This window comes from Prescottella sp. GW823-FHT02E09 (assembly GCF_058797375.1).
In genome coordinates, this window is record NZ_JBXAJP010000016.1 from 31,119 (window position 1) to 42,530 (window position 11,412).

General features: G+C 67.8%; 11 protein-coding genes and 1 pseudogene. 6 read left to right on the forward strand and 6 right to left on the reverse strand.

The window, feature by feature from the left end:
* Nucleotides 1–39: 39 nt before the first annotated feature.
* Entirely contained in the window at nt 40–1,476 is a 1,437-nt protein-coding gene (locus AC1RIF_RS26720; protein ID WP_492604409.1) for an amidase, read from the forward strand.
* Nucleotides 1,477–1,483: 7 nt separating this feature from the next.
* Here the strand turns inward: AC1RIF_RS26720 and AC1RIF_RS26725 are convergent, their stop codons facing one another.
* Complete coding sequence (locus AC1RIF_RS26725; protein WP_492604410.1) at nt 1,484–2,953, reverse strand: MFS transporter; 1,470 nt, start codon at nt 2,951–2,953, stop codon at nt 1,484–1,486.
* Between the two features lie 181 nt (nt 2,954–3,134).
* On the opposite strand from AC1RIF_RS26725, the gene AC1RIF_RS26730 reads away from it, so the two are divergent.
* The 4 genes and pseudogenes from AC1RIF_RS26730 (at nt 3,135) to AC1RIF_RS26745 (ending at nt 6,864) form a co-directional block, all read left to right on the forward strand.
* Nucleotides 3,135–3,644 (forward strand): WKL family lipoprotein, encoded by a 510-nt coding sequence (locus AC1RIF_RS26730; protein ID WP_492604411.1) that lies wholly within the window; start codon nt 3,135–3,137, stop codon nt 3,642–3,644.
* Nucleotides 3,645–3,795: 151 nt separating this feature from the next.
* A pseudogene (locus tag AC1RIF_RS26735) lies at nt 3,796–5,303 on the forward strand (ATP-binding protein); the annotation flags it as partial.
* Nucleotides 5,304–5,479: 176 nt separating this feature from the next.
* Nucleotides 5,480–6,640 (forward strand): 3-ketosteroid-9-alpha-monooxygenase, oxygenase component, encoded by a 1,161-nt coding sequence (locus AC1RIF_RS26740; protein WP_492604412.1) that lies wholly within the window; start codon nt 5,480–5,482, stop codon nt 6,638–6,640.
* 2 nt (nt 6,641–6,642) lie between these two features.
* Nucleotides 6,643–6,864 (forward strand): hypothetical protein, encoded by a 222-nt coding sequence (locus tag AC1RIF_RS26745; RefSeq protein WP_492604413.1) that lies wholly within the window; start codon nt 6,643–6,645, stop codon nt 6,862–6,864.
* Between the two features lie 49 nt (nt 6,865–6,913).
* Here the strand turns inward: AC1RIF_RS26745 and AC1RIF_RS26750 are convergent, their stop codons facing one another.
* A complete protein-coding gene (locus AC1RIF_RS26750; protein WP_492604414.1) occupies nt 6,914–7,405 on the reverse strand; it encodes a hypothetical protein in 492 nt (163 codons plus the stop codon).
* A 251-nt stretch (nt 7,406–7,656) separates the two neighbouring features.
* Between AC1RIF_RS26750 and AC1RIF_RS26755 the strand changes: the two genes are divergently transcribed.
* A complete protein-coding gene (locus tag AC1RIF_RS26755; RefSeq protein WP_031937808.1) occupies nt 7,657–7,785 on the forward strand; it encodes a hypothetical protein in 129 nt (42 codons plus the stop codon).
* Between the two features lie 164 nt (nt 7,786–7,949).
* Here the strand turns inward: AC1RIF_RS26755 and AC1RIF_RS26760 are convergent, their stop codons facing one another.
* From AC1RIF_RS26760 to AC1RIF_RS26775, 4 genes are all read right to left on the reverse strand, one after another.
* Nucleotides 7,950–8,798, reverse strand: coding sequence for a 3-hydroxybutyryl-CoA dehydrogenase (locus tag AC1RIF_RS26760; protein WP_492604415.1), 849 nt, complete (start codon nt 8,796–8,798; stop codon nt 7,950–7,952).
* A 161-nt stretch (nt 8,799–8,959) separates the two neighbouring features.
* Nucleotides 8,960–9,118 carry a hypothetical protein gene (locus AC1RIF_RS26765; RefSeq protein ID WP_492604416.1) on the reverse strand — a complete coding sequence of 53 codons (159 nt, stop codon included), beginning with the start codon at nt 9,116–9,118 and terminating at the stop codon, nt 8,960–8,962.
* 165 nt (nt 9,119–9,283) lie between these two features.
* On the reverse strand, nt 9,284–10,441 hold the full coding sequence (locus AC1RIF_RS26770; protein WP_492604417.1) for an acyl-CoA dehydrogenase: 1,158 nt from the start codon (nt 10,439–10,441) through the stop codon (nt 9,284–9,286).
* 178 nt (nt 10,442–10,619) lie between these two features.
* Nucleotides 10,620–11,387, reverse strand: a complete 768-nt coding sequence (locus tag AC1RIF_RS26775; protein WP_492604418.1) for a TetR family transcriptional regulator — start codon at nt 11,385–11,387, stop codon at nt 10,620–10,622.
* Nucleotides 11,388–11,412 lie beyond the last annotated feature (25 nt).

The window sequence follows — 11,412 nt, forward strand, 5'->3', positions numbered from 1 at the left end:
CGGCACCCGGACGGCGACAAGTGCGCACAACGCGCCGTCGTGAGAGCAGAGATGTCGATGGAGAGCTTGTTCGACGATCAGGACATGACCGGACTCGCGGCCTCGATCCGGCGCGGTGACGCGTCGGCCCGGGAGGTTGTCCAGTTCGCGCTGCGCCGCCTCGAGGAACGCAATCCCGCGATCAACGCGGTGATCGCCCACCGTGTCGAGGAGGCGCTCGCCGAGGCGGAGGCGGTCCCGGCCGACGCTCCGCTGCGCGGAATCCCGTTCCTGATCAAGGATCTTCACGCCGATGTCGCCGGCATGCCCACCAGTAACGGATCCCGCCTGTTCGCCGGTCGGGTGGCACACCGGGACACCGAACTGGTCTCCCGGTACCGGCGGGCGGGCCTGGTGGTCATCGGCAAGACCAACACACCCGAGTTCGGTCAGAACGCGAGCACGGAGCCCGTGCTGTTCGGTCCGACGCGTAACCCGCGCCGGCTCACCCACGGCGTGGGTGGCTCGTCGGGTGGCGCGGCAGCGGCGGTCGCGGCGGGAATCGTGCCCGGCGCGCACGCCAGCGACGGCGGCGGGTCGATCCGAATTCCGGCGTCCGCCAACGGACTCGTCGGGCTCAAGCCGTCCCGGGGCCGGATGCCGTCGAGTGCTCCGCTGTCCGGGCCGCTGTCGGTGGAACACGCTGTCACCAAGAGTGTTCGGGACACCGCACTGCTGCTCGACCTCACGTCGGGCCCCGCGGTGGGCGCGCCGTTCGGCATCGCGCCGCCGGTGCGGCCGTACGTCGAGGAAGTGGGCGTCGATCCCGGCACGCTCCGCATCGGCATCACCACCACCATGCCGGGCGGCGAGCCTGCTCACTCGGATTGCGTTTCTGTCGCAACGGAGGTCGGCGTTCTCCTCGAGAAGCTTGGCCATCACGTCGAGACCGCGGCTCCCGTGTTCCATCCGGAGGCGCTGGGGGCGGCGATGCAGTATCTGATGGCCGCTCCGATGGCGGTGGAGATCGACCGGCGTCTGGCCGAACTCGGCCGGGAACTGCACGACGACGATCTCGAGACGATGGCCCGCGTGCAGTACGAGCGGTGCAAGTCGGCATCGGTCACCGACCTGGCCGCCGCCTACACGGCCCTCGAGTCGACGGCCCGCGAGATCGGCCGGTACTTCACCGAGTACGACTTGTTGCTGACCCCGACACTCGGCGCTCCCACGCCGGAGTTGGGACTCCTCGACGCGATGAATCTCGAGGCCATGTGGCAGCACGCCGGCAAGTACGGTGCCTTGACGTCGCCGTTCAACAGTGGTGGACAGCCGGCGATTTCGCTTCCGCTGGGCAAGGATTCGACGGGGTTGCCGCTCGGCGCACAGTTGGTGGCCGCCCACGGGCGCGAGGACCTGCTGATCCGGGTGGCCTCGCAGCTCGAGGCCGCGTATCCGTGGAGCACCGCTGCGGTGTGGCCGGCCGTCGAGGGCTGATCGGAGGTCAATCGGACGGCGGCTGGACGGCGGGCGCGGTGACGTCGCAGTGCGGTTGGCACGCGACGGACTCGCCCGTCTCCGTCTCCGCCGCCGCCGGTTCCTCGGCCGCGGTGCGGCGGGGGATCATCGCCGCCGAGATCGCGGCACCGATCAGCAGGAGGGCCGCGCAGATCAGCATCGCTGTTCGGAAGCCCGACCCGAATGCGTCGGGATCGGTGAGGGCCGCGGTGCCGATACCGGCGAGGCCGGGCAGGGCAGCGACCGCGAGCAGCTGACTGGTGCGGGCCACGGCGTTGTTCACGCCGGACGCGATACCGGCCTGATCCGACGACACCGAGCCGAGCACGGCCGCGGTGAGCGGCGCGACGAGTGCGGACAGGCCCAGGCCGAACACCAGGACTGCGGGCAGCACCTGCGTCGGATAGGACGCGCCCGGGCCTATCCGCAACATCAGCAGCAACCCGGCGGCGCCCAGTAGCGGACCCACGGTCATGGGGATCCGCGGCCCGTGGACCTGCGCCCACCGACCGGCCCGCGACGACAGGAGCAGCATCAGGATCGTGATCGGAAGCGACGCGACACCCGCCGCGAGGGGCGAATACCCGGACACGATCTGCAGCTGCAGCAACAGCAGGAAGAACACGCCCCCGAGCGCGGCGTACACCGCGAAGGTCACCAGGTTGGCGGCCACGAACACCCGTGACGCGAACAGCGAACCCGGCACGAGGGGATACCGGGCACGGCGCTCGACCAGTACGAACGCCACGAACAGCGCGATGCCGGCGACGCTCATCCAGATCGTTTTCTCGATCAGGCCGTACGTGAGGGCACCGAGCGCGAGCGCCGCCAGAATCGATCCGGCAAAGTCGAGTCGCTCGGGCGGGTGGGGGTCCCGGGTCTCCGGAACGTGCCGCGCCGAGACCCACACGACCGCGACCGCGAGCGGCAGGTTGATGAGGAACACCGACCGCCAGCCCGCGACCTCGACCAGCCAGCCGCCCAGCAGCGGTCCGACGGCCGCCGCGACTCCGCCGAGCCCGGACCACAGTCCGATCGCGGCGCCCTGGTCGTCGTCCTCGAACGACGCCGAGATGATCGCGAGACTGCCCGGCGTCAGCAGCGCCGCCCCGACCCCCTGCAGAAGTCGGGCCGCGACGAGCGTCGTGACGTCCGGAGCCAGCGCGCACAACCCGGATGCGACGGCGAACCACACCGTTCCCCAGACGAATACGCGACGGCGCCCCCATCGGTCGCCGAGCGCACCGCCGAGCAGGATCAGCGACGCGAGCGTGAGGGTGTAGCCGCTGAGTGTCCACTGCACGCCCGCGACCTCGGCCCCGAGGTCCTCGGCGATGCGGGGAAGGGCGACGTTGACGACGGTGCCGTCGAGCATCGCGAGCGAGGATCCGAGGACGGTGGCCGTCACGACCCACCGGCCCCGCGCCGACTTCAGGTGAAGCGCCGGAGCGGTCATGTCTTCGATGGTGCGCCGCGAAGCGGGGCGGTGGGAACCCCGGACCGGTGACTGTGGTTCGTGCGCGGTTCGTGAGGGGATTGTGAGAGTTCGCCGGCCGCCCGCCCGGATTGCCGTATCCGGCGCTTCTGCCGGGATACCGTGCGCCGATCGGATGTACGGACGAACGAGGGGGAACGGCATGAACTCGACGCGGCGCGAAGCGAAGAGGGTCGGGCGGGCGGCGGTAGTCGGAACGATGTGTACCGCGGCCCTCCTGCTCTCGTCGTGCTCAGATGAGGCGGACCCGGAGCCGCCCGTCCCGATCACGACGACCCCGGAAACGTCGGTACAGTCGCCGCTCGCGGCGCCCACGCCGGCGGAACTGAACGCCAACCTTGCCCGGGCGTTCGAGGCCGGCATCCCGGCGGCCGAGAAGAACGCGCTCGTCCAGGGTGCTCAGGCCGATCCGCAACTGATCGACGAGGTGGTCGCGGCCGCGAAGGTCAACAAGGTCGGTGTCGAGGTCGTCGACGTGACAGATCTCGGGGGCGGCCTGGTGGCCGCAACGGTGGCCATGAGCTTCGACGGTCAGCCCGGCCCGGACAGCATGATGAACTTCGTTGCGGAAGATGGAGTCTGGAAGCTGTCGCAGGAGAATGCGTGCGGCATCGTCCGCATGGCGGGGTTGACGTCTCTCGCCTGCGGGTGAGCGGTGAGAGCACCTCGGATTCGTCGAATCAGGTGATCTGACAAGCACTCGATCAGGTCCGCCACCGGCGTACCGTGAAGAAGTCGGGGCAGCTGACGGAAGTGACGGTTCGCTGACGCTCGCCGTACCGGGCACGGTCGGGAACCTGCCCGTGGCGTTGACCAGTTTCGTCGGACGTCGTCGGGAGTTGACCGAGGCGCGGCGACTGCTCTCGACTGCGCGTCTGGTGACGCTGACCGGGATCGGCGGTGTCGGCAAGACCCGGCTCGCACTACGCGTAGCGGAGGATTCTCGAAGGGCCTTCGGCGACGGGGTCCAACTGGTCGAGCTCGCCGACGTCCACGACCCGGAGTCGTTGAAGGACGCGGTGGCGATTGCCGTCGGGTTGCGGGTCCGTGCCGCACGTCCACCGTTGGACATGCTGGTGGAGTATCTCGCCTCGCGTCGGCTGCTGTTGGTGATGGACAACTGCGAGCACCTCGTGGAGGCGGTCGCGGCGCTGTGCGATGTGCTGTTGCGGAGTTGTTTCCAGCTTCGGATTCTGGCGACGAGTCGGGAGCCCCTGAACATCGGCGGGGAGGCGATCCTGCGGGTTCCGCCGTTGACGGTCCCGGATCCGCAGCACACACCATCGTTGGACGGGCTTCCCCAGTACGAGGCGGTCACGTTGTTCGTCGAGCGCGCCTCGGCCGCCGTTCCGGAGTTCGAACTGACTGCGGATAACCAGCGCGACGTTGTCGGGATCTGCCGCCAACTGGACGGTCTGCCGTTGCCGATCGAACTCGCGGCGGCGCGGATGCGGGCGATGTCCGCAGCTCAGATCCTGGACCGGCTGACCGACCGCTCTCGGTTGTTGAACCGGGGCAGCCGTTCGGCGCCGACTCGGCAGCAGTCGCTGCGTGCGTGCGTCGACTGGAGTCACGACCTGTGCTCCGAGCGGGACCAGAAGCTGTGGCGCCGATTGACGGTGTTCGCAGGCAGCTTCGAGATGGATGCAGCCGAGGGCATCTGCTCCGAGGGCTCCGTCGAGGAGGATCTGTTGGACGGCGTGGCCTCCCTGGTCGACAAGTCGATTCTGATCCGAGACGAACCGGGGACTGCCGTGAGGTACCGGCTGTTGGAGACCATCCGCGACTACGGACAGGAGAAACTACGTGAGTCCGGCGAGTATCTGGCGTTCGTGCGGAGGCACCGGGACTTGTACGAGCGGCTCGTGTCGAGGGCTGCGGACGAGTGGATCAGCCCCCCACCAGGTGGAATGGATCGCCCGCCTGGAACGCGAACAGCCGAACCTGCGCGACGCACTGACGTTCAGCATCGCCGGGCACGAGGAGGATGCCGCCGCCGGCCTGCGGATGGCCACCGCGTTGTATCCGTTCTGGCTTTCTCGCGGTCGACTCAGCGAGGGACGGCGCTGGATCGAGCGCGCGCTGGCGCGCCCGAGCGCGGCAGAGACAGCGGAGCGTGCCAAGGCGCTGTATGCGTGTCCGACGCCTTCATCACGCATGTCGAGGGACTGCTGGCCCTCGCTGCTGGTGACTTCGATCGGGGGTCGAATGTTTGTCGTCCAGCCTCGAGATCTTCCGTGCGAAGGGCATGAGACTGCAGGTCGTCGAGGACTTGGCGGGTCTCGGGTTGGCCACTGCACTACTCGGTGAGGCGGAACGGGCGGCAGCGTGGCACGGCGAGGTGGTGTCGAGCCGACGGATCATCGATCGAATGACCGTTCAACGGGAGGATCTCTGGAACAGCGGCTTTCGCGGCGCGAGATTGGAGGGTCGAGCGGGGTGCACGCACAGCCCGTATGCGTGCCCCGCGCAACGAAAGGACTGACCATGACCCCAGTGCCCTCAGCGGCTGCCGGCATCACCGACGAGATCCGCATCATCGAGACCGGCGCGCCCCCGGCGCGCTTCGCGCGCGGCTGGCATTGCCTCGGTCTCGTTGCCGACTTCAAGGACGGCAAGCCGCATTCCGTCGAGGCCTTCGGCACCAAGCTCGTCGTGTTCGCCGACAGCAAGGGTGATCTGAAGATCCTCGACGCGTACTGCCGTCACATGGGTGGCGACCTGAGCCAGGGCGAGATCAAAGGCGACACCGTGGCGTGCCCGTTCCACGACTGGCGCTGGGCCGGCAACGGCAAGTGCACCGACATCCCCTACGCCCGCCGGGTCCCGCCGGTCGCGAAGACCCGCGCATGGACCACGATGGAACAGGACGATCTGCTGTTCGTGTGGAACGACCCCGAGGGCAATCCGCCGCCGCCGGAGGTCGCGATCCCCGCGATCCGGGCGGTGGACGCCGAATGGACCGACTGGCAGTGGAAGGCGATCGTCATCGACACCAACTGCCGCGAGATCATCGACAACGTCGTGGACATGGCGCACTTCTTCTACGTGCACTACTCGTTCCCCACCTACTTCAAGAACATCTTCGAGGGCCACGTCGCGATCCAGGAACAGAAGGGTGTCGGCCGCGACGACGTCACCGAGTGGACCGATCCGGATGTCCCGAAGTTGGTGGGCAACACCTCCGTTGCCGCGTACCACGGGCCCTCGTTCATGATCGACGACCTGATCTACCACTACGACAAGTACGACGTCGAGTCCGTGCTGATCAACTGCCACTACCCGATCTCCCCGAACCAGTTCGTGCTCATGTACGGCATCTCGGTGAAGAAGACCGAGCAGGTGCCCGCCGAGATCGCCGACCAGCTGGTCGACGCGATGATCGGCTACATCGGTATCGGGTTCGAGCAGGACATCGAGATCTGGAAGAACAAGACCCGCATCGACAACCCGCTGCTGACCAACGAGGACGGCCCGGTCTACCAGCTGCGCCGCTGGTACGAGCAGTTCTACGTCGACGTCGCCGACGTCACCCCGGACATGGTGGACCGCTTCGAGTTCGAACTCGACACCACCAAACCCGTCGAGGCATGGAAGCGGGAAGTCGCCGACAACCTCACCCGTCGCGCCGCCGCGGAAACGGTGTAGCCGTGCAGCCCGTCGATTGCGACCGGTGCGGCGGCCACGTGCTCGTGACGAAGAACAGCTGGCAGCACACTGCGGTCCAGTGGACCGCCGAGGCGCGGGCGGCGTGCCGGGAACTGGGTGGGGGTGCCACCGATCCTGCATCGCTGGCGCGCAGTTGCCCGGCGATGCAGGACTCCATCGCCCGCGCCGCCGTCGAGGGGCGGATCTCGGTCGTCGACGAGTGATCTGGTGTGCCCGGGCCGGATCACCGGCCCGGGCACACACAGGTCGCCGTCACCGCTTCGTCAGCTGCGCGACGATCTCCGCCGTCGTCGGGTCGACGTACCGGCCGTCGCGCTCGTACCGATTGAACAGCGTGGGGCGGTACGCCGGGTAGTTGTGGGCGAGCAACTCCCGGTACCAGTCCGTGAGGTAGATGCCGAACGTGCCCGCGAAGTCGTCGGATATCTCCAGGGAGGCCACCCGGGCTCGTGCCAGGAGTTCGGTGAGTTCGGCGGCGTCGATGTCGGAGATGCGGCTCGGCGCGGGCAGACAGGTCCGGAAGGCGAGAACCTCCGGTCCCTCCACCTCGAATGCGAACTCGATGGCGTGGGCCGTGATCGCGTTGCCGGTGATCGCCGTGATCTCGTCGACGACGGCGCGGCCGGCTGCGCCGTCCGGGTCACCGTCCGCGTCCAACAGTCCGAGGTGGCCCCGGATCAGGTCGAGTACCTGCGGATAGAGCCTTTCGGCCGTCGTCATATCCGGCTCGAGTTCTGCTCTCATGCCCGAATGCTATCTGCGCACTCGATCGCCCCGAACCGACCACCACTGTTTTCCTGCCGGACACCCTGCCGTTCTCGGGCCGTTGCCGGGTCACGTGAATATTACTCACGGAGATTCGAGCTGGTCGGAAGCGAAATCGGCTGTCTCACAGAATCTCTGCCCGGCTGCGTTGCGTACTGTCGTGAGCGCCGTGCAGCACATCGGACGCGCAAAGGGCGCGTACATACACATTCACTGTGAGGAGTTTTGTCATGGGTTCTTCCGACGCTGATCTCGCCCTGATCAAGCAGATCCAGCCGGTCATCAGCGGCATCGGTGGCGTCCTGTCCGGCGCCGCGGCCATCCTCGGCCTGGTCGGCGCGCTGAACGCCTTCAGCTGATCGACTGCCGAACCACACCTCCGCTCCACATCCCGGCCGGGTCGCCGGGAGTGGATCGGAGGTCGTTCGCGTTGGTCCGGACGGCCCAGCTGTCGACTGGGCTGCGTAAACAGAAAGCGCCCCAACGCCTTCGGGAGGCGATGGGGCGCTTATCCGGCTGAGGACTACTTGTAGCTGTAGAAGCCCTGGCCGACCTTCTTGCCGAGGTGTCCGGCGTCGACCTTGCGGCGCAGCAGGGCCGGCGGGGCGTAGTTGGGCTGGCCGAACTCGGCGTACAGCGACTCGGCCGCGGCCAGTGCCACGTCGAGGCCGACGGTGTCGAGCAGCGTGAGCGGGCCCATCGGGTAGCCGCAGCCGCCCTTCATCGCGTCGTCGATGTCCTCGGCGGTCGCGTAGCCCGACTCGAGCATGCGGACGGCATCGCACAGGTACGGGATGAGCAGCGCGTTGACGATGAAGCCGGCGCGGTCACCGGCCCGGACGGCCTTCTTGCCCAGGGTGTCGCGGGCGAACTCCGTCACGGCCGCAACGGTTTCCTCCGACGTGACCAGGCTGACCACGATCTCCACCAGCGGCATGACCGGCACCGGGTTGAAGAAGTGCACACCGACGACCTGCGACGGACGCTGCGTGGCGTTCGCGATCTTGATGACCGGGATCGAGGAGGTGTTGGTCGCGAGGATGCCCGACGGCTTCACGATCTTGTCGAGCTTGCCGAAGATCTCGGCCTTGAGCGCCTCGATCTCCGGGGCGGCCTCGATCACCAGATCACGGTCCGCGAAATCCTCGATGTCGAGGGTCACCCGGACGCGGGCGACAGCAGCGTCCGCCTCCTCCTGGGTGATCTTGCCCCGGGCGACGCCGCGGCCGATCGAGTTCGCGATACGCGCCTGCGCCGCGTCGGCGTACTCCTGCTTGGTCTCGAGGACCAGGACCGAGCTTCCGGCCTTGGCACAAACCTCGGCAATGCCGGCACCCATCGTGCCGCCGCCGATCACACCCACTAGCTCCACAGTCGAATCTCCACTGTCGTCTCTTCACGTCGCCCGTCGGTCGACGTGCTCTGTCCGGGGTCATTCTGCTATCCACGGGCCCGTAGCCCTCACCCCGCATCCGTCACCCCGGCGCCGGAAGCTCCGATGCCGGGGTGACGGATGTGGGTGGAGTCGAACCGTCAACTGCCGAGGCTGCCACCTCCGAGGCCGCCACCGCCGAGACCACCACCCCCGAGGCCGCCCAAGCCTCCGGTCCCGCCGTTTCCTTGACCGCCCATGAGGGCCATCAACTGGGCCAACACGTCCACCAGTTCCCCGAGAATGCTGATCGATCCCATGTGAACCAACTCCTCTGCGTCGGTCACGGCACCGGCCCCCGAACGGCGTGCGTGCAGCAGCTCCCGGTTCGAACCGTGCTGTCACCTACTGCGGCACCGAAGGTGCTGCACCCCCATTGAACGCCGGGGATCTCGGGCTGGAAACCGTCGCAGCGGAACTGTTCGTCACTTGAGCAGTGCGCGTGACATCACCACTCGCTGGATCTGGTTGGTGCCCTCGTAGATCTGGGTGATCTTGGCATCGCGCATCATGCGCTCGACCGGGAAGTCGGTGGTGTAGCCGGCGCCGCCGAACAGCTGGACGGCGTTGGTGGTGACCTCCATTGCGACGTCCGAGGCCAGGCACTTCGCGGCGGCGGAGATGAAACCGAGGTTCTTCTCGCCGCGCTCGGCACGGGCCGCCGCGGTGTAGACCATGAGACGGGCCGACTCGATCTTCATCGCCATGTCGGCGAGCATGAACTGGGTGTTCTGGAACGACGCGATGGACGTGCCGAACTGCTTGCGGTCCTTGGTGTAGGCCAGTGCCGCGTCGAATGCGCCCTGCGCGAGACCGAGTGCCTGTGCACCGATCGTCGGCCGGGTGTGGTCGAGGGTCTCGAGCGCGGTCTTGAAGCCGGTGCCCGGCTCGCCGATGATCCGGTCGCCCGGAATGCGGCAGTTCTCGAAGTACAGCTCGGCGGTGGGGGAGCCCTTGATGCCCAGCTTGTGCTCGAGCGGTCCCACGACGAAGCCCTCGTCGTCCTTGTGGACCATGAACGCGGAGATGCCGTTGGCGCCCTTGTCGGGATCGGTCACGGCCATGACGGTGTACCACGTGGACTGGCCGCCGTTGGTGATCCAGCACTTGGAGCCGTTGAGGACCCAGCTGTCGCCGTCCGCCTTCGCACGGGTGCGCATCGCGGCGGCGTCGGAGCCGGCCTCACGCTCGGACAGTGCGTACGACGCCATCTTGCCGCCGGCGATGTCCGGGAGCACCTGGGCCTTGAGCTCCTCGGAGCCCTTGAGGATCAGGCCCATCGTGCCGAGCTTGTTGACGGCGGGGATCAGCGAGGACGAACCACAGACGCGGGCGACCTCCTCGATGACGATGCATGCGGCGACCGAGTCGGCGCCCTGGCCGTCGTAGGCCTCGGGGACGTGGATGGCATTGAATCCCGAGTTGACGAGGGCGTCGAGTGCTTCCTGGGGGAAGCGGGCCTTCTCGTCGACTTCCTTCGCGTAGGGAGCGATCTCCTTCTCGGAGAGTGCGCGGATCGCTGCCCGCAGCTCGTCGTGCTCCTCGTTCAGCTGGAAGAGGGGGAAATCGGGATTGCCGGCCATGGGGACGCTCCTCGGGTGTGCGGGACGGTCGGTTCCGACGGTCAGCTGGCACCGAGTGACTGGGGCACTCAGTGCCAGGTTCGCGTCGTCGTGCTGTGGCGTACCTCTCGGCGTATTTCGGCCGATCGCGCACGTCTGTCCACGAATGACCCCAGTCAAGCATGGCACTAAGTGCCAGTCAAGGGGTGGTGGAGGGAGGCCGGTTCTCGGTGGTCTCGAGCTGCATGCGCACCCGGCGGGCCACCTCGGCGGGCGGCGTCCCCGGCGGATAGGTCACCACGGTCACGGCCTCCGCCGGGCGGGCGTCCGCCGACTCCGGGGAGAGCGCGGCCTGGACGGTGTCGTCGCGGGGGGCGGCGCCGAACTTGCGGCGGATCTCGACCAGCGCGCGCTGGAGTTCCTTCGAGGTCGCTTTCTCGTCGCCGCGGATCATCGCGCGCAGCAGATAGTTGTGGCACGCCGTCACGCTGGCCGCGAACCCGACGACGTCGAGCGGCTCCGCGGACGGGACGGCACCGCGTAGGTAGTCGGTGAACAAGCGCTCGTAGCGGTGCCCGGTGACGAGTTCCCGGTCGCGAAGCGCGGGCACCCGCTGGACCACCTGGTAGCGGCGCACCGACAGCTCACGGTTCTCCCGGAACCGATCGAAGACCAGTCGCGCGGCCTCGCACACCGCCACCCACGGATCCTCGGTGGTGCGCGAGAGATGGTCGGCTGCCTGGTCGAGCAGCGATTCGTGATCGGCGAAGATCACGTCCTCCTTGGACCGGAACTGCCGGAAGAAGGTGCGCCGCGAGACGCCCGCGGCCGCGGCGATCTGGTCGACCGTCGTGGCCTCGTAGCCGTGCTCGGCGAAGAGCCGGATGGCCTGGGTCGCGACGTGGACGCGGAAGTCCGCGGCATCGCCGTTGCTGTCGGGTCCGGTGCCCTCGACGCGCTCACTCATGCGTGCCAGTATCCATGCCCGATTC

What these genes read in the sequence shown, in the direction of transcription:
- AC1RIF_RS26770 (WP_492604417.1), bottom strand. Translation starts at nt 10,441, where the DNA reads ATGGCCGGCAATCCCGATTTCCCCCTCTTCCAGCTGAACGAGGAGCAC.
- AC1RIF_RS26730 (WP_492604411.1), top strand. Translation starts at nt 3,135, where the DNA reads ATGAACTCGACGCGGCGCGAAGCGAAGAGGGTCGGGCGGGCGGCGGTA.
- AC1RIF_RS26725 (WP_492604410.1), bottom strand. Translation starts at nt 2,953, where the DNA reads ATGACCGCTCCGGCGCTTCACCTGAAGTCGGCGCGGGGCCGGTGGGTC.
- AC1RIF_RS26750 (WP_492604414.1), bottom strand. Translation starts at nt 7,405, where the DNA reads ATGAGAGCAGAACTCGAGCCGGATATGACGACGGCCGAAAGGCTCTAT.
- AC1RIF_RS26775 (WP_492604418.1), bottom strand. Translation starts at nt 11,387, where the DNA reads ATGAGTGAGCGCGTCGAGGGCACCGGACCCGACAGCAACGGCGATGCC.
- AC1RIF_RS26755 (WP_031937808.1), top strand. Translation starts at nt 7,657, where the DNA reads ATGGGTTCTTCCGACGCTGATCTCGCCCTGATCAAGCAGATCCAGCCG.
- AC1RIF_RS26740 (WP_492604412.1), top strand. Translation starts at nt 5,480, where the DNA reads ATGACCCCAGTGCCCTCAGCGGCTGCCGGCATCACCGACGAGATCCGC.
- AC1RIF_RS26765 (WP_492604416.1), bottom strand. Translation starts at nt 9,118, where the DNA reads ATGGGATCGATCAGCATTCTCGGGGAACTGGTGGACGTGTTGGCCCAG.